Origin of the sequence: Amycolatopsis pithecellobii, from assembly GCF_009707865.1 — a bacterium.
Classification (GTDB): domain Bacteria; phylum Actinomycetota; class Actinomycetes; order Mycobacteriales; family Pseudonocardiaceae; genus Amycolatopsis_E; species Amycolatopsis_E pithecellobii.
Map to the genome: position 1 here is coordinate 16,157 of NZ_WMBA01000058.1, position 24,938 is coordinate 41,094.

The 24,938-nt window shown below is 63.9% G+C and carries 19 protein-coding genes and 2 pseudogenes; 12 read left to right on the forward strand and 9 right to left on the reverse strand.

Annotation, left to right across the window (positions count from 1 at the left end):
- Window positions 1-3: 3 nt before the first annotated feature.
- The 6 genes from GKO32_RS39375 (at window position 4) to GKO32_RS29125 (ending at window position 7,530) form a co-directional block, all read left to right on the forward strand.
- Window positions 4-861: an ABC transporter permease gene (locus GKO32_RS39375; RefSeq protein ID WP_154760109.1), complete on the forward strand. Its 858-nt coding sequence runs from the start codon at window positions 4-6 to the stop codon at window positions 859-861.
- A gap of 77 nt (window positions 862-938) precedes the next feature.
- A complete protein-coding gene (locus GKO32_RS29105) occupies window positions 939-2,129 on the forward strand; it encodes an amidohydrolase family protein (protein ID WP_208024581.1) in 1,191 nt (396 codons plus the stop codon).
- A gap of 100 nt (window positions 2,130-2,229) precedes the next feature.
- Window positions 2,230-3,150, forward strand: coding sequence for an ABC transporter substrate-binding protein (locus GKO32_RS29110; protein ID WP_154760111.1), 921 nt, complete (start codon window positions 2,230-2,232; stop codon window positions 3,148-3,150).
- A gap of 164 nt (window positions 3,151-3,314) precedes the next feature.
- Window positions 3,315-4,763 (forward strand): aldehyde dehydrogenase family protein, encoded by a 1,449-nt coding sequence (locus GKO32_RS29115; RefSeq protein ID WP_154760112.1) that lies wholly within the window; start codon window positions 3,315-3,317, stop codon window positions 4,761-4,763.
- Window positions 4,763-6,451, forward strand: a complete 1,689-nt coding sequence (locus GKO32_RS29120; protein ID WP_154760113.1) for a thiamine pyrophosphate-binding protein — start codon at window positions 4,763-4,765, stop codon at window positions 6,449-6,451. Before GKO32_RS29115 ends, GKO32_RS29120 begins: the two co-directional genes overlap by 1 nt.
- Before the next feature lie 74 nt (window positions 6,452-6,525).
- Entirely contained in the window at window positions 6,526-7,530 is a 1,005-nt protein-coding gene (locus tag GKO32_RS29125; RefSeq protein WP_154760114.1) for an amidohydrolase family protein, read from the forward strand.
- A 21-nt stretch (window positions 7,531-7,551) separates the two neighbouring features.
- Here GKO32_RS29125 and GKO32_RS29130 read toward each other — a convergent pair whose 3' ends face one another.
- The 7 genes from GKO32_RS29130 to GKO32_RS29160 all read right to left on the reverse strand — a co-directional run bounded on the left by GKO32_RS29130 (window position 7,552) and on the right by GKO32_RS29160 (window position 15,031).
- Entirely contained in the window at window positions 7,552-8,667 is a 1,116-nt protein-coding gene (locus tag GKO32_RS29130) for an alpha/beta hydrolase family protein (protein ID WP_154760115.1), read from the reverse strand.
- A 50-nt stretch (window positions 8,668-8,717) separates the two neighbouring features.
- The gene (locus GKO32_RS29135) at window positions 8,718-9,878 is read right to left on the reverse strand and encodes a lactonase family protein (RefSeq protein ID WP_166459772.1); all 1,161 of its coding nucleotides are present in this window, start codon (window positions 9,876-9,878) and stop codon (window positions 8,718-8,720) included.
- A 139-nt stretch (window positions 9,879-10,017) separates the two neighbouring features.
- Window positions 10,018-10,845 (reverse strand): SDR family NAD(P)-dependent oxidoreductase, encoded by an 828-nt coding sequence (locus GKO32_RS29140; protein WP_208024582.1) that lies wholly within the window; start codon window positions 10,843-10,845, stop codon window positions 10,018-10,020.
- 64 nt (window positions 10,846-10,909) lie between these two features.
- Window positions 10,910-11,116, reverse strand: coding sequence for a hypothetical protein (locus GKO32_RS29145; RefSeq protein ID WP_154760117.1), 207 nt, complete (start codon window positions 11,114-11,116; stop codon window positions 10,910-10,912).
- Complete coding sequence (locus GKO32_RS29150; protein WP_154760118.1) at window positions 11,109-12,743, reverse strand: FAD-dependent monooxygenase; 1,635 nt, start codon at window positions 12,741-12,743, stop codon at window positions 11,109-11,111. Before GKO32_RS29150 ends, GKO32_RS29145 begins: the two co-directional genes overlap by 8 nt.
- Window positions 12,744-12,795: 52 nt before the next feature.
- Window positions 12,796-13,644, reverse strand: a complete 849-nt coding sequence (locus GKO32_RS29155) for a cupin domain-containing protein (protein ID WP_208024583.1) — start codon at window positions 13,642-13,644, stop codon at window positions 12,796-12,798.
- Between the two features lie 298 nt (window positions 13,645-13,942).
- Entirely contained in the window at window positions 13,943-15,031 is a 1,089-nt protein-coding gene (locus tag GKO32_RS29160) for a fumarylacetoacetate hydrolase family protein (RefSeq protein WP_154760140.1), read from the reverse strand.
- Window positions 15,032-15,383: 352 nt separating this feature from the next.
- On the opposite strand from GKO32_RS29160, the gene GKO32_RS29165 reads away from it, so the two are divergent.
- The 5 genes and pseudogenes from GKO32_RS29165 to GKO32_RS29185 form a co-directional block, all read left to right on the forward strand.
- Entirely contained in the window at window positions 15,384-16,808 is a 1,425-nt protein-coding gene (locus tag GKO32_RS29165) for an aldehyde dehydrogenase family protein (protein ID WP_166459773.1), read from the forward strand.
- 10 nt (window positions 16,809-16,818) lie between these two features.
- Window positions 16,819-17,667 carry an amidohydrolase family protein gene (locus GKO32_RS29170; RefSeq protein WP_154760120.1) on the forward strand — a complete coding sequence of 283 codons (849 nt, stop codon included), beginning with the start codon at window positions 16,819-16,821 and terminating at the stop codon, window positions 17,665-17,667.
- Between the two features lie 58 nt (window positions 17,668-17,725).
- Window positions 17,726-18,478 (forward strand): N-acyl homoserine lactonase family protein, encoded by a 753-nt coding sequence (locus tag GKO32_RS29175; protein ID WP_154760121.1) that lies wholly within the window; start codon window positions 17,726-17,728, stop codon window positions 18,476-18,478.
- Between the two features lie 55 nt (window positions 18,479-18,533).
- Window positions 18,534-19,406, forward strand: coding sequence for an LLM class F420-dependent oxidoreductase (locus GKO32_RS29180; protein ID WP_154760122.1), 873 nt, complete (start codon window positions 18,534-18,536; stop codon window positions 19,404-19,406).
- Between the two features lie 215 nt (window positions 19,407-19,621).
- A pseudogene (locus GKO32_RS29185) lies at window positions 19,622-19,876 on the forward strand (transposase); the annotation flags it as partial.
- A gap of 120 nt (window positions 19,877-19,996) precedes the next feature.
- On the opposite strand, the pseudogene GKO32_RS40790 reads toward GKO32_RS29185, so the two are convergent.
- A pseudogene (locus GKO32_RS40790) lies at window positions 19,997-20,626 on the reverse strand (transposase); the annotation flags it as partial.
- A gap of 331 nt (window positions 20,627-20,957) precedes the next feature.
- On the opposite strand from GKO32_RS40790, the gene GKO32_RS29205 reads away from it, so the two are divergent.
- Window positions 20,958-21,392, forward strand: coding sequence for a hypothetical protein (locus tag GKO32_RS29205; RefSeq protein WP_154760126.1), 435 nt, complete (start codon window positions 20,958-20,960; stop codon window positions 21,390-21,392).
- A 565-nt stretch (window positions 21,393-21,957) separates the two neighbouring features.
- Here the strand turns inward: GKO32_RS29205 and GKO32_RS29210 are convergent.
- Window positions 21,958-24,720 (reverse strand): sensor domain-containing protein, encoded by a 2,763-nt coding sequence (locus GKO32_RS29210; protein WP_154760127.1) that lies wholly within the window; start codon window positions 24,718-24,720, stop codon window positions 21,958-21,960.
- Window positions 24,721-24,938: the final 218 nt, after the last annotated feature.

Here is a 24,938-nt window from a genome sequence, read left to right on the forward strand (position 1 = left end):
ATCGTGGTTGACACTGTAACGAGGGAACAGCCGAGGCAAGCCAAGCAGCTGACGGTCATCGCCGGCACGGGGACTCGCGCCCGGAGGCGGCAAGGCCTGTCCAAGGGAGCGACGCGAGCGATTACCATCGCCTCCGCCGTGGCCGTCCCGATCGTGATTTGGTTGCTGGTCATCAGGCTGTTCGACGTCAGTTCGGGCCTCCTGCCATCTCCGGACGTCCTCGCACAGGCGTTGTGGGACAACTTCTCCGCGCTGATGCTGAACACCTACCCGACCGTGGTTGAGACCGGGGTCGGATACGCGTTGGCGGTCGTGATCGGGATCCCGCTCGGTTGGGTCCTGGCCCGGCCCGGAATCATCAGCGGCACGATCAACACGATGGTGTTGACCGCGCAGATCATCCCCAAAGTCGCTCTCGCTCCACTCCTGATCGTCTGGTTCGGCTTTGGTTACACCCCCCGAATCACACTGGTTTTCCTGGTCACGTTCTTCCCGATTGTGGTGAACGCAGCGTCTGGCTTCCGGAGCGTGCCGACTGCCGTGCGGGATCTCGGGCAGGTGCTGGGGATGGGGCCGTGGACGAGACTGCGCGAGCTCGAAGGGCCCTCCGCGCTGCCGTCGATTTTCGCCGGCCTCAAGATCGCTTCCACGTTCGCGCTCATCGGGGCGATCGTCAGCGAGTTCATCTCGGCCGCGTCCGGTCTTGGCTTCATCATTTTCCAGACGCAGCAAAGCCTGAACACGCCGCTCCTCTTCGCGGCCGTCGTCGTGATCAGCGTATTCGGACTCGTGTTCTACGGCTTGGTCGCGCTCTTCGAACGCGTCGCCATCCCATGGCATGTGTCGCAACGCAAGACGTGACTTACGTGCATCGAGACAGGACGCGAGAACTTGATTAGACGAGAGCGGAGTCGATGACTGACACCTCACGGACGTTCGTGGTCACCGGTGCTCAGGTGTTCGACGGTCGAACACCTGAGCACCGCGACGTCCACGTGGTCGACGGGCAGATATCTGCGTTGACGGCGGCTGAGCCACCGATACCTGGCGTTGCGCGCATCGATGGCATTGGCTGCACGCTGCTTCCAGGCATGATTGACTGCCACACCCACTCGTCGGGTGACGCAACTGAAATCGCGTTGCGGTTCGGGGTGACGACCGAACTGGACATGAACTCGATGCCGGCGTGGATGGACGGCGTCCGCCGGCGCTCGGCCACCCGCGACGACGTCGCGGACATTCGATCGGCCTCGTTTGGTGTCACGGTTCCGGGGGGCCACCCGACGCACTGGATGGAACCAGCGCAACGCAACGCCTATCCCAGTCTTTCCGACCCGGGCGTTGCCAAGAAGTTTGTCGCCGATCGGGTAGCCGAGGGCGCCGACTACATCAAGGTGTTCGCCGAAAATGGAGCTGCGCTCGGTGAGCCTGATTTGCCGGCGACGCCACCGGACATCGTGGCGGCGATAGCCCGAGAAGCGCATGAGGCCGGCCTCCTCGTTATCGCGCACGCGACCAGTCGACGGGCTGCGGAGATCGTGGTTCGCAATGGGGTAGACGGTCTCGCACATGTCTTCGTGGATGCGCCTGCGACGACGGCGCTCGTCGAACTCTTCGTCGAGCGCGGCGTATTCGTCGTGCCCACGCTCGTGACATTGGGTGCCGCGCTCGGGGAGTACTCGGGAGCGGAGCTAGCAGACGACCCACGGGTGTCGCCCTACATCGCCGATGACCTGCGTGACAACCTGCGTCGAACATGGACTCCTCGACACGTGGCCTCGCGGATCGAATACGCGCTCGCCACTGTCGGGCTGCTCCACGGTGCCGGTGTTCCCATTCTGGCCGGGACGGACGCGGCCCGAGTCGGCTTTCACGGCACTTGCCACGGAGTGAGTCTGCATCAAGAGCTACGGCTGCTCGTGCAGGCAGGGTTGACGCCATCGGAAGCGCTCACTGCCGCGACATCTGCGCCGGCTGATGTGTTCGCCATGCCCGATCGAGGCCGGATCGCGCCGGGGCTTCAGGCCGATCTGCTCCTTGTGGAAGGAGATCCGTGTGCTGACATCACGGACTCGCTCAGCATCCGTCGGATATGGCGCCGCGGGGTCGAGCTCACGCGGACGCACTAACGCCTGCCGTATTGACCGATATACGAACGTCACGGCACGATATCTATCCGTCAGCCCGTAAACTTCAAGAAGCGCCCACAGTGCGCGCAGGAGGAGACACATGCAGGCATCGAAACGGTCGAAGCCAGAGCCCGCACCGCTGGCGCCCATAAAGGTTTTCGGCGTCGTTCCGCTGGTTGAGATCGCACCGATTCATCTCGCATCCGAACAGATCTACAAAGGCGAAGCGCCGGTATTTCTGGGCGGCATCCCGAGCCTGTTCACGGCCAATGCGAACGGCCTAGCGGACGTGTCAGGCAATGCGGAAAATGTAGCCCTGCGCGCTTCCGTCGACCACCCCGACCTGCGTATCATTCTTACGGTGACAGAGGGCCTCTACCGGATCGTGGCGAGGCGCTCCGCCGGCATCACCAAGATTGCCGATCTCGAGGGCAAGCGCATCGCTGTCATGCCGGACGGGTCCTCGGATTTTTTCCTCCACAAAATGCTCAAGACCGCGAACCTCACGGCAGCGGACGTCGTCATTGTACCGATCGCTTACAACACGCCCGTTACGCCGATGGTGGCGGCGCGTGAGGTAGACGCGGTAGCGACGTGGGAGCCGGAGAGCGAACGCGCCGCGGAAGCGTTCGGCGCCGACACGATAGAGTTCGACGGCAAAGGCATTTATCGCGAGGTGTACAACCTCAACACCACGACTGGCGTGCTGGCCGATCCCGCCAAGCGCGCAAGCATCGTCGCTTACGTCCGTGCGATCATCGAGGCGTCACGGCGGATTACCGCCGATCCCAAAATCGGCTACTCGATCGTCGCCGCGAAATCAGGCCTCGGCCCCGAATTCGTCGCGAATATCTGGCATCACCACACCTTCCCGGCCGTAATCGTTCCAGACCTGCTGGACGTGATGGTCGAAGAAGAAGCCTGGCTTGCGGCGAAGAGTGAACGCCCAGCGCGTACGCGCGAGCAATTGGCTACGCTCATTGACGATAGTATCGTCCGCGAAGCGCTGAAGGAAGATTGATCTGCCAGTCCACACTATCCGGGCTCACCCCTCACTTCGACTGTTGACTGTTGACTGTTATGCGAACGTCATGGCACGATAAACGTGCAGGTTCGTTCGCAAATATCGTCTCCCTGCAGACTTGAGTGCCCAGGCAACCACGATGGGGACGCTCGACTCTGATCATGCATCCAGTGGTTCGCCGAGCGGAGGATCTGGTGGTCATTGATGAATCTCTGTTCCTGAACGGATCCTTCGTCACTGCTCACGGCTCGGATGTCTTGGCCGTTGACGATTCCACTACGGAACAGGTGATCGCTCACGTCCGAGCCGCCTCGTACGAGGACATCGACCGCGCAGTGGAAGCTGCCCGCTTGGCTCAGCCGGAATGGGCGGCCACGCCCTTGGCCGAGCGTCGCGCGATCGTGGCTGCCGCGGGGGAGAAGCTTGCCGCGATGGGCGACGAGGTCATCGCGCTGATCATGGCCGAGGTCGGTACTCCGCGCTCCGAGGCACGAGTCGCTCAACTCGGAGCCGCCATTCGTGCCTTCCAGCACGCGAGCGAGTTCGCCGATGTCGTCCAGGACCGCGAACCAGTCGGAACAGCTGAGGTGATACATGAGCCGGCGGGAGTCATCGCCGCCGTCACGCCGTGGAACTACCCGCTGTTTCTCATGGGCCTCAAGGTCGCGCCCGCGCTGATCGCCGGCTGCGCCGTCATCGCCAAACCCTCGGAGTTGGCTCCCTTGTCCACCATGACGCTGGCCCGCGTGCTCGCTGAAGCCGGGATACCAGACGGCGTATTCGCGCTTGTGCAGGGCGACGGCAACGTCGGCGGCTACCTCGCTGGGCACCCCGGCCTCGACCTGGTGACGTTTACCGGATCGGTCGCCACCGGGCGGCGAGTGGCCGCAGCCGCTGCCGAACATGGCGTGCGGACGACCCTCGAGTTGGGCGGCAAGTCGGCCTCGCTGGTGATGGATCCCACCTTGGCCGTCGAGGCGGCGCGCTTCACCCTGGCCAACGCCATGAGCAACGCCGGCCAAACGTGCGCTGCCCTCACTCGTCTGATCGTGCCGCGGGCGACAATGGCCGACGTCGAGAGCGTTCTGGAGGCTGAGTGCTCAGGCCTGGTCGTCGGCGATCCACGCGACGACTCGACGTCGGTCGGGCCTTTGGTGAGCGAGCGCGAGCGCGACCGGGTCCGGGCCATGATCGCCGAGGCCGAAGCCAGTGGAATGCGGATCGTTGCCGGTGGTTCGAAGACACCAGCGGGCTGCGAACGGGGCTGGTTCGTGCAGCCCACTGTCGTCGTTGAGAGCGAGCCGACCAGCCGACTCGCCCGCGAGGAGGTGTTCGGCCCCGTCTTGTCCGTCATCGCCTACGACTCACCCGAGCACGCCGTCGAACTCGCCGAGGAGACGGAGTTCGGGCTCGTCGCCAGGGTATGGGACGTCGACGATTCGCGGTTTGAGACGACCGCGCGCCGGCTGCGTGTCGGCGGAGTGTCACGCAACGGGGTGGCGACGGAGTGGGCAGCGCCCTTCGGCGGCGTGAAGGCGTCCGGCTACGGCCGTGAGCGGGGCCGAGCTGGGATCGAAGAGTTTCTCGTCGCGAAGGCGATCCATCAGTGATGCGCGCCGATGTCGCAGCGCAGCGTCCGGCTGATTCGACGCCGAGTACTGGGGCGGACGCGCTCGTAGCGCAGCTCGCCGTTGAAGGCATCACCGACGTCTTCGGGGTGCCAGGAGTCCAGCTCGACCACGCACTGGACGCGATAGCCCGCGCGCCGGGAGCCATCAACTACTGGAGCGCCAGGCACGAGCAGGGCGCGGCGTACATGGCCGATGGCTACGCCCGGGCCACTGGCCGAATCGGCACGTGCATGGTCGTCCCCGGACCTGGCGTGCTCAACGCAATGGCCGGACTGGCGACGGCATACGCCTGCTCATCGCCGGTCCTCTGCCTGGCGGGCCAGATTCCATCCCGGGTCATCGGGCAAGGACTCGGCATCCTGCATGAGATACCCGACCAAGACCGTGTCCTGGCAAGCGTCAGCAAACTGGTGCTCCGCGCCAACAGCCCGGATGAAATTCCTCGACTCGTGCACGAGGCAGTAGCGCACCTTCGCTCGGGCCGACCTCGACCCGTCACCCTCGAGTTGCCACCCGACGTCCTCGCCGCCGGGACGAAAGTGGAACTGATCGATCCCATCGACGTGATGAACTGCCGGCCCGTTCCAGAAAGCGCGGACATCGCGCGCTTTGCCGAAGCGCTGACCTCAGCGTCCCGGCCAATCATCTACGCCGGCTGGGGCGTGCAAAGCGCCGATGCGACCGAACAGCTGACGCAGCTGGCCGAGAGACTCGGCGCGCCCGTGGTGATGAGCCGAAACGGCCGCGGATCTATTGCTGCCGATCATCCGCTTGCGCTTCCAGGCTTCACCGCGCGACGCATGTTGGCTGAGGCCGACGTCGTGCTCGTCGTAGGAAGCCGCTTCATCCAAGGTTCCGGCGCACCGATCGGCGTGGCCTCCACCGCGAGACTCTTGTTGCTCAATGCGGACGCGAGTGACCTCGGTCCGCCGCGAACTCCGACTGCGACGATGCAGGCCGACGCGAAGCTGGGGCTGGAAGCGCTCATTGACGCGATGAGCGCCACAGATCCCGACCCGACCGCGGCTCGAACCTGGCCACAGCTCACGGCGATCCGGGGATGGGCGGCGGAGCAGGTCCGGTCGGTCCTTCCCCAGTCTGACTTCGTTGACGCTATCCGTGCGGCAGTGCCCGATGACGGCGTCTTGGTCAATGAGCTGACCCAAGTGGGATACCTTGCCGGCGCGGGCTACCCGGTCCGTCGACCCCGGACTTACCTCACGCCCGGATATCAAGGCACTCTCGGCTACGGGTACGCGACATCGCTCGGCGTGAAGGTGGGCGTCGGGCATCGCGCCGTGGTGTCGATCACCGGTGACGGCGGTTTCGGCTGGACCATGTCCGAACTGGCTACCGCGGCCAACTACAACATTGCCAGCGTGGTCGTAGTGTTCAACGACAACGCGTTCGGTAACGTCCGCCGGATCCAAGCCGAAGAGTTCGGCGGGCGGTTCATCGCCGACAGTCTGACGAACCCGGATTATCTCGAGCTTGCTGCGTCGTTCGGCGTCGCGGCGAGCCGCGTACGCACACCCGGCGAACTGCAGTCGCGTTTGGCCTCGGCTCTCAGTACCGGGCGACCGTACCTCATCGAGGTTCCCGTCGAATCGATGCCGAGCGCCTGGCATTTACTTCTGGACGGCCCGGCAACCGCAGCGCGTGGCTAGTGCAGCGTGGATGTCACCGATGGCGTCACCCCGGGGCGCCTGTTCAGCGTCTCGCAACCGAGTTGAGGAGTCCGATGACCGCGCCGCGCCGGATCGACACCCATCAGCACGTTATCCCGGATTTCTACGCAGAGTGGCTCATCGAGTCACACGGCTATTTTGGTGGCAAGAAGTTCAGCGGCGGAGCTTTGCCTCTGTGGTCCAAACAGCCGGCCCTGGACTTCATGGACCGCCACTCCGTCGCGACCGGGGTTCTGTCCGTCAGCCGGCCCGGCCTGTACTTCGGTGAACCTTGTGAATACCGCGCGATGGTCAGGCGAGTGAACGAGTTCTGCGCAGAACTCAAGCGCGCCCAGCCCATGCAATTCGGCTTCTTCGCCTCGCTCAGCCTCCCCGACGTGGAGGCTTGCCTGGAGGAGGCGGACGCCGCATTGGGAGAGCTCGGCGCCGACGGAGTCGTTCTCTTTGCTTCGGTGGGCGGCGTGTATTTGGGCGACCCGTCCTTCGACCCGCTGATGGCCGAACTCGACCGGAGGGGCAGCGTGATCTTCGTGCACCCGATGGGTATCGCGGCCCCGCCCGTCCCCGGCATCCCGCCGTTCCTCGTCGACTTCCTCCTCGACACGACACGGGCCGCAGTCAACATGGTGATGCACGGAATTCCGAGACGCTTCCCGAACCTCAAGATCATCCTGTCCCATGCCGGCGGGTTCCTGCCCTACGCCGCCCACCGCGTCGCCTATTCGAACGTCGTCGTTCCCTACGCCGGAGTTCAGAAGACCGACCTGCCGGCGGACCTCGACTCATCGGCGCGGCCGCAAACCTCTGATGACTTTCTGAACGATCTGCGCACGTTCTACTACGACACGGCGCTGTCAACCGGCTCGAGCACGATGGCTGCGCTGCTCGACTTCGTGGGGGCTGACCGTGTGCTGTTCGGCAGCGACTGGCCGTTCGCCGAGGCCGAGCGTATCGCCCATTTCATCGATGAGCTGGATGGCAATTGGTCCATTTCCGAAGAGGCGAAGGCGAAGATCGCGAGGGGGAACGCGGCGCGCCTGTTCCCACGGCTGCGCTGAAGAGTGCCGAATCGGTACTCCTCAGCGAGTGCCGCCCAACTGGTTGTCCAGCCACACCGCGGCCGCCTCGGCGGCCATGACCAGTCCGGTCGGCTGCCCGCTTGCGTCAAGACCGTAGTGATTCCCCTCGATATGGCCACGCGTCACGTCCGTCGACGCCAACGCCATCACCAGCTGATCTGCCTCATGCGGTAGGCAACCGGTGTCCGCGTCGAACTCCAGAAAGAGGGTCGGCGCCTGCACACCGCGTGCGCACTCCGAGAACTTCGCTCTGGACACATTCGCCGACCACGATGACAACCATGCCTCCGCTGTCAGGATGCGGGCAAACCCGGGGAGCCCGTAGTTGCTCAGGTCGGGCCGGGCGCCGAACAGTGATCCGTACACGCGACCATTCGGGTCTATCGACAGGTCCACCATCGCCGGATCGGCGTCCGTGCGGTACGTGATGATCAACGTGGCTCCTGAGGAAGTCTCGATCATGCGCCAGGCTGCCGCATCGATACGGGCGACGCGCGCCTGTTGCGCGATCCGGTACCGCGCAAGGAACTCAGCCGAGTACCGGGTCGGTTCGGGCGGGGGCCGGAATCCATTGCGCTCGCTGTACATGTCCAGGTCTGGCACCGTGGAGAGTCGGTCGGCTTCCTCCGCGACCGACGGGTCGATGTATCGCTGAAGCACCTGCCCTTGGCCGGGATGGGCGGCGAGAAAGATTGCCAGATCTACCGCGGGCATCACGGTGGTGGCGAGCGGGACGTGGCGTCCGGACGGCAGGTAGGCGATCCGTTCCGGGCGCGGTAAGCCGGCCTGTTGGTGATAGGAGGCTGCCAACGCGCCGCCGCTGGAGTGGCCAAGAGATGCGACAGTCTCGAAGCCCGCGTCGACGCGCAGGAACTCCTGCCCACGCGCGTAATCGACGAGCGCCAACTCGTGCAGGAGGTTCACATCGCTGTTCGGGGAGCGAGACGTCTGGGTCCATACGGAGAAGCCGGCTTCGAGCAAGGTCGAGATGACGCCGTGATGCGTCTGGTCGCTTCGCGGGTGCATCAAACTCACCACGGTTCGCGAACCGGGGAGACGGCGCAGCACACCGTCGACGGCAGCGCCGTCATGCGTGACCAGTCGGTGTAGTGACACGCTCGGGTGGGTCATCGCTTTCGGACCAATCAGGTCGGGGGATCGATCAGCTACCGGCTGGGGCGATCGCGAATGAGGATGCAACTCGGGGTATGCGCTTCCACGGGGTCTCCGACCAGGTGCAACGCGCCGTCCTCCGACCTCGCAAAAACCACGAGGCTGCCCGGCGTTTGGTTGGCGACGAGTAGGTGCCGCCCACTAGGGCTCCAGGTAGCCGCCCTGGGCGTCTGCCCGTGCGTCGGCCAGTGCCCCAGAGCCCGGACGATCCCGCCTGCTGAGTCGAGGAGAAATCCCGCGACCGAGTTGCTCCCACGATTGATCACGTACAGATGCCGGCTGTCCTGGCTGATCAGGACTTCAGACGGCATGTTGGTCCCGGCGTAACCCTCGGGGGCGGTCGAGATGGAGGCGCGATGGCAGGTTGGGAATCCGTTCTCGCTGGCAACGATGTGCACCCGCGAGTCGAGCTCGCCGATGACGTAGACGACTCGTCCGGACGGATGCGCGACCACGTGCATGGGCCCGGTGCCGAGCGGCAGCGTCACCGCGGACGCCGGATGTTCCGCCATCCGACCGTCAGGTTGCGTCTCGTACGCCGCCAGTCGATCGAGCCCGAGGTCGGTCACCAGAACGCCGTGCCCGGGCGCCAACGGATAAACCTGGTGCACGTGGGTCTCAGCCTGCCGCCAATGGTCGCTGTGCGACGGGGCGGGGTCTCTCACGACGACATCGGGAGCGTGCGCACGACCTGCGGAGTCAACGCGGAAGGATGCGATCTGGCCGCTCCAGTAGTTGGCGACGTACACCCGTCTCCCACTGGGATGAACGCTCACATGTGAAGGCGACTCTCCCGCGGAGGAGATCCGGCAAGCCGGTGACAGCGATCCGTCGCTGCTGATGCTGAACGTCGTGATCGCGCCGGGATGCATCGTCGTTGGATCGAAGCGCCATGTTTTGGGCCGGAAGTTGCCTCGAAAGGAGGGACTCGCCACGAGCTGTCGTTCGACGGCATAAATCAGTGACTGGTCCGGAATCAAGGCGAGGTAGGACGGGCTGAGGAGACCGGCTGTCTCATCGACAAACCGCAGTACGCCGGAATCGTCATCGAACTCGAACCGTTCGATGCCTCGAGACGCTGCCCCCATCGGCTGTCCGTCTGAGGCCTTGAACTCAGCGGTGAAGGTTCCGATGTACGCGTCGAACAGCGTCACGGTTGCGACCTCGATCCTTCCGCTCGGCAAGCGCCGAGACAGCGAGCCTTCTTGTCGGTTGTTGATGGGTGTCGCTCCGCCCCGAAACTCGGAACGACACCCATCAACGATCCAGTGAAGTGGCGCGGAGTTGGCAGGGTCAGTGCATCGTGGCGCCGCCGTCGACGACCAGCGTCTGCCCCGTGATGAAGTCGCTGTCTGCCGACGCGAAGAAGACCGCCGCGCCGGTCAGGTCCTCTGGCACCTCGACTCGCTTCAGAGCGCGGTTGGACACGGCTCCCGTTCGCAGTTCCAGGGTGAGGGGGTCGGGTTCTTCTTCGCTGGCCGTGTTCCCCGGCGCGATGCAGTTGACGCAGATTCCGAACTGGCCGACTTCTCGGGCTAGCACCTTGGTGTAGCCGAGGATCCCGGCCTTGGTCGTGACATAGTGGATCCGAGTCGCGGGGCCGCGGAACGCTGTCCCGGAGCTGATGTTGATGATCTTGCCGTAGCCGCGTTCCTTCATGACTGGCACAACCGCTCGGCAACACAACCACGTCCCGCGCAGGTTGACGGCCATCATCGAGTCCCACTCAGGGATCGGAATCTCGTCGAAGTAGGTTCGCGACATCTGGACGGAGGCGAAGATCGCGGCGTTGTTGACCAGGATGTCGATACGGCCGAACTGCGCGCGGCACGCTTCGGCCAACGCCAGTGTGCTGGCCTCGTCGGCGACGTCGGTATGGACCGCGATGGCTGAACGGCCGCTGTTTCGGATCTCCTCGGCAGCGGCTTCGCCGGCGTTCTTGTCAAGCTCGGCGATCACGACATGCGCGCCTTCGGCTGCCATCCGAGTCGCGTACGCCCGGCCGATGCCGTTACCGCCACCGGTGATAATGGCGACTCGTCCCGCCAACCGGTTGTAACTCACCGGCGTCGCCGGAGTGTTTTCACCGGCCGGGGTCGTGCTTGACTGACTGTGCGTCACGTTTATACCTCCTGGTTGAGTGTCGATCGTTCCGCAAGGTTTGGCGGTTCGCGGGTAGGTCCAATCACGGGATGTCGCTGATCGATCGAGCGACCACGATCAACGGCTCGATGTCCATGGTGTCCACGGCCTGATCGGTCAACAACAGCACCAGGGCGGCCAGAAACATCGTGACGCGTTCAGGCTCCAGCTCGTCGAGGGCGACGCTCAGGGCTTGGAACCGGTCTTCGATGGGCGACGCGGAGAACACCAACCGGCTCGCGTCAGTCATGACTGTGGTTTGGCGTCGCGGTGGCGTGACGTATCGCTTCCGGGAGATCGTTTATCGGCGGGTAGTCCCACGCCGCGACGATGTAGGTATCCGGTCTCACGAGAAAGTGTCGTCCCGATAGAGGTTTGAGCCGGTCGTAGGCCGGTGTCGTTGGCAGGACAGGCAGGCGTGCGACACGGACCTGCTCCGATCCGATCTCGGCGTTCGCCACTTCGGCATCGGCGCTCCCGTCGTCGAAGTGGAGCAGGGTGAAGCCGTCGCCGAGGTAGTCGTGCACAAACTGCGGTGTCGCGTCCGGAGGGCCGAGCGGCAGATCCGGGATGACATCGCCGGCCCCGAGACAGCCGATCGCCTGAGGCGTTGCGTTGAGCGGAGAGTCATATTGCGGGACTGCGCTGCTCTGGCGTGGGTTGAGGAGCGGCCGAACGAACTCGTTGCTGAGCGCGAGCCTAAGGGCTGCGTCGCGCAGGGTGCGAGCGCCGTCCGATCGGGGGCACATGAATCGGGTGCTCCGATCGGCCTGCGCAATGTTGTAGTCCGCCATGCCTTGGGCTTCGGTCGCATAGGAGTCGAGAAGCTCGTCCGACGACCGACCTTGGACGACTCGGGCCAGCTTCCATGCCAGGTTGGCGACGTCGGCCAGGCCCCCGTTCAGCCCGCGCACGCCAAAGATCGGCACCAAGTGCGCGGCGTCTCCGGCGAACAGGAGTCGGTCGTGCCGGAAGTTGCTGAGCCGGCGACCGTGGGCGTAGTAGACGCTCGTCCAGTCAAGCTTCCAGTCGCCGTCAAATCCGATCCACTGGAGATGGTCCTTGATCCGTGTGGTGATCACCGCACGATCGTTCTCTTCGGCCAGCGAGCAACCGCGGGGTAGTTGGTAGTCGAATCGCCAGATATCGCGCGGTTGCCTGTGCATGATCACACTGCCTCCGGGGTTCCACGGCGGGTCGAACCAGACCCGCCGACCCGCTGGAGACTCCTTGACGAACTGAATGTCGGCGATGATGAACGCCGACGGATAGGTGACGCCCTCCAGTTCCAGCCCAAGGACTGAGCGAACGGTACTGCGGGCGCCGTCGCAGGCGACCACGTAGTCGGCACTCAACTGATAGTCGCCGTCCTCGCTGGAGAGGTCGATGACGATCGTGTCGTCGATCTGCGCGAGCGAGGTCAGTGTGGTGCCCCATCGGAGATCCACAAGCGGGTGCTTGTCCAACGCGGCAGCCAGCGCAGCCTCGATGTAACACTGCTGAACTTTCAGCATCGGGGGTAGCCGGTCGTAGGAGTCACCCGGGATCTCGAGGTGGAAAACCTCGTCCGCCCGGAAGTATGTCCACCCCTCGCTGTAGGTCAATCCGATGTCGAGCAGTTCGTCAGCGATGCCAAGTCGGCGAAGGAACTCAATGCTGTGTCGTGAGACAGAGCCGGCTCGGCTGCCGTAACCCACAGTGGTCAGCGGCTCGATAACCACCACGGGGACGTCGCGCTGGGCTAAGCCCAGCGCGAGCGCCATGCCTACCGGCCCGGCGCCGACCACGACGACCGATGTCGCCGAAGCGTGGCCGTCCAGTTCCGGCGCTCGACGCGCGGCATAGTGCGGATATTCGAAGTACAGGGATTCGGGCACGTTCCCACCTGGTTATGTCATCGGCTCGGCTGTTTTCGCGAGTACGGGCGGATTACGTGGGCTCGAAGGTCGCCTCGATGACTTGATGCTGTTCTGCTTGGTGTTGGCGATACAGCCCGAGCGCTTGCAGCAGGGGGCGATCGGTCATCCAGAACAGTGACGAGGGGGTATGGCTCTCGAGATCGATGGCGGCCCAGGAGGGTGCCACGAAGACATCGCCACGCTCCCAGTCGAACCGCTTGCCGCCGATCACGGCGATGCCCGATCCTTCATAGACAACGCAGATGCGGCTTCCGGCGTGCCGCCGGGTCGGGGTTCGATACCCCGGGAGGAGGCGCTGAGCTTCGCAGGCGATGGTGGGCAGCACCGAGCCGCCGGTCCGGGTGTCGATGTACTCGATCGTTGCCGAACACTGACCGGACTCGCGTAGAAGCGCGTCGAGCGCCCGGTCGGTCCGCTCCCAGCGGTAGCGGACTTGCCGCTTGAGCGGGACTTCCTCGGTCGTTGGCCGAACACCTGCTTCCGCATGCGTAACCTCGGACAGGTCACTGCCGGTCAGCGGTTGCATCGACTCCGCGAAGCGCTCGAAGAACACTGCGTCCAGGTTGTACACGGCGGGGAGGTCCAGCCCGTCGAACCATGCCATGGACCCGTCGGAGGTATTTGTGTGATCGTGCCAATCCCATCCCGGTGTGAGGATCAGGTCACCGGCCGCCATGTCGACGCGATCGCCGTTGACGGTCGTGAAGACCCCTGACCCTTCGAGGACGAAACGCAGGGCAGCGGCGGTGTGCCGATGGGCCGGGGCGGTCTCGCGCGGGCCGAGATACTGAATCGCTCCCCACAGCGTCGAACTGGTGAACGGCATTCCGTCCAGACCAGGGTTCGCGAGTACGAGCACTCGCCGGTCGCCTCCTCGGTCGATCGTGACCAGGCGACCCGCTGCTTCGGCCAGCGGTCGGATGTCTTCCCCGCGCCACAGCCAGGGGACGGCTTTGGGCTGTGGGTGGTCGGTGTTGAGGCGCCGTACTTGTTCCCAGAGTGGGAGCAGTTCCCTCGAGCGCATCCGCGCGATGAGATCCGCGTACGTCAGGTCGGTAGTAGCAAGGTCGTAGTTCATCACGTGGTGAACCTCCTGGCTGCTGGGTGGGATGAGGTCGAGTAGTTCGGAGTCGGTGCGCTGAGCTTGGTGTCGGGGTTCACCATTTCCGCTGCACCACCGGCACGCTCATGGAGCCGATACGGCTGATCGCGATCCGGACGGTGTCACCCGCGACGATGGGTCCGACGCCCTCAGGGGTGCCGGTCGCGTAAATATCACCGGGTCTGAGGGTAAGAACGTGACTGGCTTGAGCGAGCAGCTCATGGACGCCGACGATGAGTTGCGCGGTCGACGCCGACTGCCGCAGCTCGTCGTTGACCCAGAGGTTGATCGTCAGGTCAGAAGGCTCGCCGACCTCGTCGGCGGTGACGATGAAAGGCCCCATCGGGGTGAAGGTCTCGAACGACTTCCGCATGACCCGCTCGCTTTGCACAGTGCTGCTGTTGCGCAGCGTGATGTCGAGCAGGCAGGAATAGCCGAAAACGACGCCGCGAGCGCTGCGTGGTGTCAATGCGCGAGCTCGTTTGCCGATGACCACGGCGAGTTCGGGTTCGTGGTGGAACGAGCGTCCGTCGAGCGGCGGGAGTTCGATCGCGTTGGACGCACCGATGAGCGATCCGGGTGCTTTCAGAAAGAACCCCAGATTTTCGGCCGAGTTCGCAGCGGAGAAGTCCGCCCCGACGATGGACGAGCCGTCCATTTCATCGATGTGCCGGCGATAGTTCAGGGGCGCGGCGAACACGTGAGTGGGCGCCGGCACAGGGGGAAGTAGCTGCACCGACTCGATCGGGACCCCGGTGCTGTCGGACACCCGCCGGTCAATCTGGGGCCGCAGTAGGGCGAAGTCTTCGATGAGCGAGGTCATCGCGTGCGGCGTGGCTCGCCAGCGTGCGTCGATCACCTCGCTGATGTCATGCAGCGATGCTCCGACGAGCACCCCGATCCGGAAACCGTCGAAGGACGCGAGCTTCACCCGCTGAACCTCCTGATTCGGGTAACGCCAGCCGTTGCAAACGGGAGGCAGTGAAGAGCGGTCACACCAGGGTGTATGAATAACAGCCGCTGTGGGTCTATTATCAGCCGATGGTGCGCCGAGCGCAAGCTCGGAGACAAGGTCAAGCCGGCCGGACCGTTGGGCCTGATCTCGCTCGCCCGGTACACAGTCGTCGACGGATGTCCCCTCCATCAAACAGGCCCGGTGTTCATCGTTGACCGATAACCGGTCGTCATGGTTTGATAGATGAACATTGGCGACTCAATTGCGCGGAGCTATGCACTCGATGCGTCCGGTGTCTCGATCAGGCTTGTCATGGCGACGCACAGGGAGTGGTGGTTCTCCCGTTGGACTCCGGAAGGACCAGCAGGTCCCCGACGTTCCACGGGGTCGACGCCCGTATCGGTGAGTCGACAGACAGAGTTGAGTTCTTGCGACAGGTTGCTCGTCCCGCCAGGCCCGAGCGACAGGCCCCCGATCGACTAAGCAACGACGATGCAGACAACAGGAGCACGAATTGGCTGGGTTACGTTCCTTTCCGACCGTGGAAGGCATCTTCGTCGCCGGAAACTGGGAGCCGCTTCACGCATCCGACCGCATCGAGTCGATCTCCCCGATCGATGGGACGGTCATCGGTCATATCGCGGCCGCCAAAGAGATCGATGTGGACCGCGCCGTTCGAATGATCGAGCCGACGCTCGCACCATGGGCGGCTCTCGGCGCTGCCAGGCGGGCGCAGCTGTTGAAAGACTTCGCCGCAGCGATTCTGGCCCGAGCAGATGACCTCATCGAAGCGGAGATCGTGGATGCCGGCCTCACCCGTCGCACGGCTGTCAACGACATACAAGCATCCATCGCATCGATCGATCTTTTCGTGTCGTACGCGCCGACGTTGACCGGCTCGACTTTCAGCAGCCCGGCCGGCACCATGGCCTACACAGTGAGAGAGCCGTACGGAATCGTGGCTCGGATCGTCCCGTTCAACCATCCCCTCATGTTCGCCGTTCAGTCGGCCGCGCCTGTCCTGCTCGCCGGTAACGCCGTGATCATCAAGCCTGCCGAGCAGACGAGCCTTTCCGCGCTCATCCTCGCCGATATCTCCAAGGACGTCTTCCCGCCCGGTGTCTTCAACGTCATCACCGGCTTCGGGCACGAGGCTGGTGCCGCGATCGCCGCGCATCCGGCCATTCGGCGCATCGGATTCACCGGAAGCGTGCCAACCGGCGGTCGCCTTCTCGAACTTGGAGCAAAGCACATCAAGAACGTGACCCTCGAACTCGGCGGAAAGAATCCCCTCGTGGTCACCGAGGACGTTGCGCCCGATGCCGTGGCTGCCGCTGCTGTCAGCGGCATGAACTTCACCCACGCCGGTCAGTCGTGTCAGTCCACAACGAGGCTTCTCCTGCCGACGGCGATATACGACGACGTCATTGACAGGATCGTCGATCGAGTAGGCCGGCTCGTGATCGGAGATCCGCGAGAGGACGCGACCGACATTGGCCCACTCGCATACCAGGCTCACTACGACCGAGTGCGCAACTACATCGCTGTGGGCCACGACGAAGGGGCCAGGCTCGTCGCCGGCGGCCGGCGCCCGGCCGGATTCGATCAGGGCTACTACCTTCAGCCGACCGTCTTTGCCGACGTCGCACCCGACATGCGGATAGCAAACGAAGAAATCTTCGGGCCGGTGCTGGCGATCATGCCCTACTCGGACACCGATGAAGCGATCACCATCGCCAACCAGACGGAGTACGGCCTGATCTGCCGCGTGCTTGCCGGAACGCTAGGGCAGGCGATGGAAATCGGCGGCCGGATCAAGGCGGGCACCCTCTACGTCAACAGCACCGGGCGCCGAATCCGCGGTATGCCGTTCGGAGGTACGAAGGCCAGCGGGCTCGGCAAGCAATCATGCCTCGAGGAAGTCCTGAGCTACACGGAAGAGAAATCTGTCGTGGTCGGTCTCTGAAGCAACAGATATGACGGTCGAAACCAAGATCCCGAGCACCGCCCGCCCCTTGCCACCCGGCGCCTGTGACAGCCAGGTGCACGTCTTCGGTGATCGAGCGAAGTTTCCTCTTGCTCCCACCGCGCCCTGGGACAACCCGGCCGCCACACTCGACGCGGCCCTGGCCATGCATGCGGCCATCGGCATCGAACGAGGCGTGCTCGTGCAGTCCTCCGCGTACGGCACCGACCACCGGGCGCTCCTGGATGCCCTCGATCGAGCGGGCGAGAACTATCGAGGGATCGCGGTGATAGATGACTCGGTGAGCGATGCGACGCTGGCGAGCCTCGAGCGCGCCGGGGTAAAAGGAGCGCGATTCAACTTCTTCCCGGCGCTGAACCTCGGCATGGAACCGGGTGAACTCCGCCGACAGGTGAAGCGCGCCGTCGACCGCGATTGGCACGTCAAGCTCCACATCAACGGTTGCGAAACGACCGCCATCACCAAGATCGTGGAGGACCTCGACGCGACCTTCGTGCTCGATCACATGCCAGCCGTTTGGTTCGACCCGACTACTGATCGCGAACGGTTCGACCATGTTGCCAGGCTGTTGGATCGCGGCAACTGGTGGTTGTTGCTGTCCAACGGCAACAGAGCCTCCAAGCTCGGACGACCGTGGCCGGATGCCGTCGAGATCGCCGGCGCCTACGTCGAACATGCGCCCGAGCGCGTCATCTGGGCCACCGACTGGCCGCACGCCCTGATCGAGGATCCGCCGACGGAGAGCGAACTGCTCGACCTACTTTTCCAGTTTTCGTCAGACCCTCAAGCCATCCACCGAATCCTCGTCGACAACCCCGCGCGACTCTTCGGCTTTTGACCAACCTCAGCCAATCGATGACGCCCGTGACGCGCCGTCAAATAGGGGAGACCCAGAGATGAGTACCGTTTTCACGCTAGAACCTCTGTTGGTCGGGATGCTTCCAGCCTTCCCGTTGACCAAGTTCCTCGAGGGATACCACGGAGACGCTACGGTCGACGCGCCCTGCATCTCATGGCTGGCCAGGGGGAGCGACGGCACCGCGGTCCTCGTCGACACGGGACCGGCGCCACGATGCGTCTCGACCTTCCCGGTCGTGGTCGAGGAACATCATCGGATTGACCAAGCGCTGAACGCCGCCGGCGTCGACCCCGCTGAGATCACCGCCGTGGTGTACACCCACCTCCATTGGGACCACTGCGCCGGCGCGGAGAACCTCCCCAACGCCCGGATCTTCGTGCAGGAACGCGAACTTCAGTTCGCTGTCTCGCCGCCGACCCAGTTCCGGCGCGGATACGAGGTCGGAACGCGCGGAACGTCCCCCAGCTGGATGCCGTCGTTCGACCGCATCGAACCCGTCACCGGTGACATCGAAGTCTCCCCGGGATTCCGGATGGTTTCGCTGCCGGGGCACACACCCGGGTCGGCCGGTGTAATTTTTCAGGGACGAACCGGCCGCTACGCAGTCGTGGGCGACCTCGTCAACCAGATCGAGAACTGGGAAGGCACCGCGGAATCTCCAGGGCACATTGCACCAAGCCTTCACGCCAGCCTCGAAGACTGCCACACAGCTTTCGCGAAACTCGACCAGGAAGCCGACATCGTGCTGGCCTCGCACGACGCCAGGATGCTGGACAGAGCCGTGTACTGATCGATCGACCAGTTGACGCCATCGGCACGGAGCCGCGGCAAAAGGACGGACAGGTATGGAACTCGGGCTACACATCAGCAACTTCACGTTCGGTGGACCGAACACCGAACTGGCGCCGACCCTGGCAAGCGTCGTTCGAAAGGCCGAAGACGTAGGGTTCGCCAAGGTCACCGTGATGGACCACCTCTGGCAAATCAATCAGGTCGGCAACAAGAACATGGATATGCTCGAGGCGTACACGACGCTCGGGTATCTCGCCGCCCACACCAGCAAAGTTGAGCTGTTCACGCTCGTCACCGGAGTCACCTATCGGGCACCCGGCCTCCTGGCGAAGGCGGTGACGACCCTCGACGTGCTTTCCGGCGGCAGAGCCTGGCTGGGTGTCGGAGCCGCCTGGAACGAGGAGGAGGCCATTGGACTAGGCCTGGACTTCGCGCCCACCGCGGAACGATTCGCACGCTTGGAGGAGGCACTGCAAATCTGTCAGCAGATGTTCAGCGGGGAAGTCGCTCCCTACCGCGGGGAGCAATACCAGCTGGCCGAGACGCTGAACCTCCCCCTGCCGATCAACCGCCCCCGCATCATGGTCGGCGGGTCAGGCGAGAAGAAAACGCTGCGACTGGTGGCCAAGTACGCGGATGCCTGCAACCTGTTCGGAGACGCAAAGACAGTCGCGCACAAACTGACTGTGCTGCGCGACCACTGTGCCGCGGTCGGTCGCGACTACGACACGATCCTGCGTACGTCGTCTATCCACTTCGACGTCGGCAGCGACGGCGAGAAGTCTGGACAGTTGCTCGAGAATCTGCGTCAACTCCACGACGCTGGCATCCAAGTCGTACATGGCAGCACACCCATCGCCGGTGACGTAGCGGCCCTGGACGTGATCGGACGAGACATCATTCCCGAGATCTCACGGTGGACCTGATCCAGTGCGCCCCTGCGCCGAACGATGGATCTCGACGGGCGTCGCGAAGTATGGCGTGACCAAGGGGCGGGGCTGTCCGTGATCTTGTGGGTGGCGGGTGATCTTGAGCATGCTGGGGCGGTTGCTCCGGTGGAAAAGGGTTCAAGGTTGAGAGGCGAGGACAGGGCGGCCGATGTGGCCGCCAATGCTATTCACAAGATTCGCGACGGCGCGGTAACCGGTCGATTTATGTTGCTGTGGGCATCACTCTGGCCGGTGAGCGGGACGTGTTGGGCATGTGGGTCGGTACCGGCGGCGAGGGCGCCAAGGGCTGGATGAATCACCTGTCGGACCTGAAGAATCGTGGCGTCGAGGATATCCTGATCGTCGCCTGCGACGGGCTCAAAGGGCTGCCCGACGCGATCACAGCGTTGTGGCCGCAGGCGGAGGTGCAATTGTGCGTGGTGCACCTGGTGCGGGCGAGTCTGCGTACACGTCGAAGTGGTACTGGTGAGCCTGTCACGTCTTTTGTGTAAGCCAGAGGTGATTGCTTACATTTACAGGTTATCAGAAAAGTATGCGTCCTGGGAAGATGTTGATCAGTGTGTTGAGAGTTCCATTGCGGCGTCCTTGTCGGGGAAATGTCCGCGGTTCTTCGTGATTTTTCGGAGTTGGAAGTTGATCGACTCGATCGCGTTGGTCGTGTAGACAATCTTGTGTAGTTCGGGCGGGTAGTCGAGAATTGGGATGAATTCATCCCACTGCGTTACGCCACACATTGCCTGTCGAATTCTGCCAGGCCGAGTTCGGCGGCCTCAAGGGTGGGTGCGGTGTAGATTTCTTTCATCGCCTTGACGATCGTCTTCCGGTCTCCGTAGGACACGAATCGCATCGCGTTGCGGATGACGTGCACGACGCAGGCCGGAGAGGATCTTCTGCCAGAACTTCGCGCCCTCGGTGTCCTGAATCCAGCAGCCCAGGGCGTGCTTGCGGCCGTCCACGTCGACCCCGATGGCCAGGTAGGCGACCTTGGTGGTGACGACCCCGTTGTCCTTGACCCGGATACACCCCGTCGGGCGGCCGCGATTGCCGCGTCTTGATCTCGTCGACCACCACCTCGGTGACATTCGAGATCAATTCCCGCGACGCATTCACGCCATATACTTCACACAATTGCACCTCTGTTCGCGGGTTGTCATTCCCCGCGAACAGAGTGACAGGATCATGTCATCGATGTTGCCGAAGCTCGGGCATCACCACCGTGGCCATAACCGACCATCCCCAGAGCGTGTACATGCGCGAAGACGCGATCCTTGCCGCCGTGAATCACGTCTATGCCGGGTACCTGTTCGGTCATCGCCGGATGGAGCTACTCACCCCGCAGCTGGCTCAGGTTGATGATCGGGAACGTCGCGAACGGGCCGGGCGTCGTGTTCGGCTGGAGAAGCATGCCGCGGAGCCGGCCCGCAAGCAAAACAACGTGCTCCGTCAGGCCGAAGATGCCGACCCCGAGGATCCGTTACGCATGGGCTCAGGGAGCGATGCAACTTGCTCGGGGCGGAACACCGGCTCGTGCTGGACCAGATCACCGAACTCGATCACCACGACCAGTGGTCACCGGCTACTGCCACTCGTGAGGATCTTGACCTTCTGAACCTGTTACCGCACCTGGCGGTGAACCATTATCGCGCGCCCGTCGAGCTCCAGGCTCGCCTTCACGAACTCACCAAACTGCATCTCAGTGTCGACCACGAAACGGACCACGCCATGATCGACATCGCGCTGCCCAGCGACAGAATCGACGGCATCGCCGAAGCCGCTGCGGAGGTAAGCGACGACACAAAGGTCGGACTGGAAAAACACCAGGTCAAGCATGGTGTGATTGCTGCGGGTGCCCCCGGTGAGATTCCGGCAGCTATCACACCAGTTGTTGTGCCTGGTGGGCTGCTGATTCGGGCTGACGTGCCCTTGGTGATGGAGCGGCGGCCGAAGCGGGGTGCCCGGTGATGGGGGAGCGGTGGTGGCGGGTAGTGCGGTTCGTGTCGGTCCTGATGAGGTGGTGGACCACTGGCGTACCTCGTTGTCGATGAGCATGCTCGGCGAGATGACCGCACCGGCGGCCGATGTGTCGTGCACAGGTGTGGAAGAGGTAAGACGGCGCAAGCTTCCCAGCTCGACACGTTGTAGCTGTCGTTTCCCGTGCGCGCCCCCAGAGTCGATCTGTGCGACTCGGCTGGTGCCGCCCGCGTACAGCTGGTTGGTGCTCAACGCGACTGCACCACCACGCTGTCCGGCCGCTGGCAACGGGCTGGGGGACATTCCGCAGCGCGGCCGGTTCGGTCGAGGCGAAGGATGCCGGTGCCCTGGCGGGGTTGTCGTACCCCTTGTAGCTACTGGACAGACGCCAGGGCGGCGAGTGGGTATGCGGTGTCCGTGCAAGCTGTGCAGGTCGTTGCGGCGTTGGGCCGGCCGTGGCGGGCGATCGCCTCGGCCGTCACGGCAATGCAGTGGGGACAGCTCTCGATGGCCGGTCCGTGCCGGGTCCACGGCGGAGCGTAGGGAGAGACCTGGGTCATGCTTCCGGCGGCATCCACGTCGTGCTCGATTCGGGGCGGCCGTAAAAGTAGCCCTGCGCCTGATCGCAGCCCAGACGGCGCAGGATTCCGGCTTGCTGTGCCGTTTCGACACCTTCCGCGATCACGATGAGCCCGATTCCATGTGCCATTGCGATGATGCCACCGACTACACCCTCGGCTTCATGGGAATCGACGAGTGCGGTGACGAACGACTGATCCACCTTCAGGATATCCAGCGGTAGTCGCAGCAATTGGGCCAGCGAGGCGTAGCCGGTACCGAAATCGTCGATGGCGAGAGATACGCCGAGCGTTCGCAACGCCTTTAGTTTCGCCGTCGCGGCGACCGGGTCGCGCATCAACGTGGTTTCGGTGATTTCCAGACAAAGCGCTTTCGCGGGAAGGTCCGCCCTACGCAACGCCTGCTCCACCGTGACAAGCAGATCCGGATCGTCGAGCTGACGGGCTGATAGGTTCACGGCCAGCTGTAGGGGCACTTCGTGTTCGTGTCGCCATTCGGCGATGTCCTGGGTGGTCACCCGTAACGTCTGGATGCCGATCCGGTTGATGAGATCGCTTTCCTCGGCGAGCGGAATGAACTCGTCGGGCGAGATGGCGCCGAGGACCGGCTGGTCCCAGCGCAGCAGTGCTTCCACTGCCACGGTCCGGCCGGTGCCTAGCTCGACTACCGGCTGATAGGCCACCCACAGTTCCTCATTGAGTACCGCGCGCCGTAGGTCCTGTTCCAGCCCGAGCCGGCGCTGCAGCCGTTCCCGGAGCTTGACGTCGAAGAATTCGAAGCGGCCAGGCCCATGGGTCTTCGCCTCGTACATCGCGACATCCGCATCACGGATCAGATCTTCGGCACGACGATTGTCCTCGGGCGTGGCGATGACAATTCCGATGCTGGCGCCGATGCGCAGCTCCCGGCCGGTAACACTGATCGGTGCGGCAAGGCTTTCCTGGATCCGCTTCGCCAGTGTCTCGGTCTCCTTCGGATCGCCGATGTGGAAGTCGACCACCGCGAACTCGTCGCCACCGAAACGGCCGACCAGGCCACCATGCCGGATGATCCCGTGCAGCCGCTTGCCGACGATCCGGAGCACGTCGTCGCCGGCGCTGTGCCCAAGAGAGTCGTTGATGACCTTGAACTTGTCCAGGTCCACGAACAGGACGGTGATCGTCTCCTTGCGATACGGCTCGCGCAGGGCATCGTTGAGCCTTCGGACGAGGAGGCCTCGGTTGGCGAGCCCGGTGAGCGCGTCGTGGGTGGCTTCGTAGAGCAGGCGTTTGCTGAACTCGCGGCTTTCTGTGGTATCGCTGAAGGAGGCGACCACGGCGTAGGGAGCGTCGCCGTCGGGCTCCAGGGGGCGACTGCTTACCGAAAGCCAAACATCACGACCATCGGCCCGCTTCATCCGGATCACCTGTGAGTTTTGTGGCTCGCCGGTCGCCCTCGTGATAGTTGTCGGATATTCCGTTACCGGTATGCGCTGCCCGGTCTCGTCGTAGGCGGTGAACGAGTCGGCACGCGCGCCGATGATCCGCTCTGCCGGTAGGCCGAACATCCGGGAGGTCGCAGGGTTGGCCGATTCCACGATTCCCTGTTTGTTCAGCACTACCACCGCTTCTTCGAGCGACGCGACGACGGCGGTGAAATATTGCTCAGCGCGGCGCCGTGCCGTCTCGTCGGCGCAGACCAATACGTATCCGCCGTCCATATGTGCCGCCGACACACGCAGGTGGCGCAGTTCGCCGTCGCACAGCCGGTGGGTCGTCAAGGTTGCCCCGCCCGCACGCACCACCGCTTCGGCATCCAGGCGTACGCCGACGAATTCTTCGACGGTACGGCCGCGTGCATCGTCAGCTGAGACGCCGAAGATGGCCTCGGCGGCGGGATTGAAACTGGTCACCACCCAGCTTTCGTCGGTAGCCACGATCGCGTCACTGACGTGGGTGACGAGCGCCGCCTGGTACCGTACGGCCGCTTCGGCCGCACGCTGGGCAGTGACGTCGCGCATGATGACCTGGAACGCGGCTTCGCCATGCCAGGTGGTGCGGACCGACACCGACTCGATCGTCAGCGAGCCGCCGTCGACGCGGCGCAGTGTCGCCTCGGCGGGTTCAGAGGTCGCCCCCGGCCGGCGCAGCGACCGGATTCGCGCCTGGAGCGCCGGTATGGACTCCGGCCGTACGAAGTCCAAAATGGAATGTCCAATGAGCTCGGCTTCGCTACGCGCGCCGACAAATCGCATACTCGCCGGATTGACGTAGACGATCTGACCGCTCTGGTGGACGACGATCCCGTCGGGGCTGAGGTCGACCAGAAGCCGGTAGCGGTCACTGAGGTCGGTCAGCGCCTGCTGCGATTCGGCGTACCCGGTTACGTCCGTCGCCACGCCCACCAGCCCGGCTGCGTCGCCGGAACCGAATCGCAACGCCCGGAAATGCGTCCATCGGACGCCGCCATTTGGTTTCTCGAATTTCCGGACCAGCTCCAACTCATCCTGCGCGGGGTTTGTCCGGGCTTCCTCGATCAACGGTTTCACCGCCTGGTGAAGGCGTCGGTCGACCGCGTCGCGGGCAACTCCGTCGAGTTCCAGTAGTTCGCCGATTCCCGGCATCCAGACAACGGAGTTCGTGGCCAGGTCCAGCCGCCATCCGGCGCTTCCACTTTCCGACAGCGCGAGGTTCGTGAGCAGGTCGGAGCCCAGGTCGGTGCCGGCGGTAAGGTTGTCAATATCGTTGGCCTCGATTCCCATGCTGCTCTCCGATCATCAATCGATGATGGACACGGGGTTGTATCCGGTCAAACCGTTGGTGGCGCACCGCCAAGGTGCGGCGTCCGCCGTCGAAGTCGCGGCCATCCCGGTGGGGTACGAGAGATGTTTCAGCCGTTGTCCGGGCCGACACCCCCGCCGGCTGCGCTCACGGTGAAATCGTCCCTGGGCATGGGAGGGCACAGCTGCACCATGGCACT